Below are 1,432 nucleotides of genomic sequence, written 5' to 3'. Positions count from 1 at the left end.
AGAAGCTACTCTTAAAAAAGGAGTGTGATGATATAAACTTTCTTTTTCATCTAATTCTTCTTGATTAGCATAAAGATTAATCCTTACCTTAACCCTTCCATGCTCATCAGTATAAATAGTATTTCTCTCACTTTCTATATCCTTACTCTCTCCTATAACAATACCTTGAGTGCTATTAGGAGCTTTAGGTTTAACTTTAAAACTTGGAGTAAAGATAATATTCTTTTTTAATAAAGTTAAAGTATTGGAATAAGATTTACTTAAATTTAAATCTTTTAAATTTAAATGATCATTAGTATTAATAGAATTAGCTAAGATGGCATCATCAATTAAGATTTGAGTATTAGCAATAATAATAAAGTCTTTAAGCAAAGAAGCTTTATCTTGTTTTTCTTCATCTTGATTTTTTATTTCTTCTTGATGATTAAACTCCTTATAATTTAAAGTGATAAAATCTCCTAAGCTAAGATGATAAATATTACTTTTTGCTAGTAAGCTTTCATTTAATACTAAGGCTCTTTTTTCTTTAAGAGAAGGCTTAGTCTTTAAATCAATGCTTTTTGTAAAAGAATATTCACTCTCATAAAAATGTTCATTATAATAAGCCTTGTTATTAAGTTCTTGTTCATAAGGAACTTTACTAGAGTGTAAGGATAAAAGATTTAAAGGAGTATTGGCATTGATACTAGAATGTGTAAAAGAATTAGTTCTTAAGCTTTGTTCTTTATAAATAGAAGAAATACAAGCTTGATTTAAAATATTATTAACATTAGGATTATATTCTATCTCTTTATTTTTTACATTTTTATATACATCACAAAAATAAATAGTGTTCTCATCTTCATAAAAAAAGATTCCATTATTATGGCTTAATCTTGTAATAAAGTCTAAATCACTTTCATTGTATTGAGAGATGAGTTCTTGTTTTTCATAATTAAAATGTATATTAGAATAATCAATTTCTTTATGTAAGATATCTTGATAAAAACTAAGGGTTTGTTTAATCACTTCTATAATATTAGTATGAGTATAAATACGATTGGCTTTATTTAAAGAAAGTCTTATCAAGACTGATTGAAGCTTAAAAGAAAAAAAATGCTTGTATTTTATTTGCTTAGTATTTGAAGCGCTATCATTAATATTTAAAGCACTTTCATGATTAATACCTAGATATTTTATATAAGTGATAATTCCCTTATAGTTTATTACTTTATTGTTATCAAAGTTTAAGGTATTATTCTCATAAGGATTATGGATGCTTAAAATAGCTTCTTGATCGATTAAAACATTAGGATGAAAATTAAAAGTTGTAGGGGTGCTTGGATGAGATGAAGCATTGGTTAAAGTATTTAAAGAAAATAAATCTTGTTCTAAACTTTCAAAAAAGCCTTCACATTCTATAGAAAAAAGTTCTTCAAGACTTTCTTTGATA

General features: G+C 24.8%; 1 protein-coding gene. It reads right to left on the bottom strand.

Annotated elements, in window-relative coordinates:
* Window positions 1-1,431: contractile injection system protein, VgrG/Pvc8 family (locus AJ930_RS08475; RefSeq protein ID WP_261659521.1), on the bottom strand; the 1,431-nt coding region annotated here is incomplete at its 3' end.
* Window position 1,432: the final 1 nt, after the last annotated feature.

Origin of the sequence: Campylobacter sp. BCW_6871, assembly GCF_001762325.1 — a bacterium.
Lineage (GTDB): Bacteria > Campylobacterota > Campylobacteria > Campylobacterales > Campylobacteraceae > Campylobacter_D > Campylobacter_D jejuni.
Note: the sequence above shows the minus strand (reverse complement) of the source record. Positions and strands in the feature narration are given on the sequence as shown.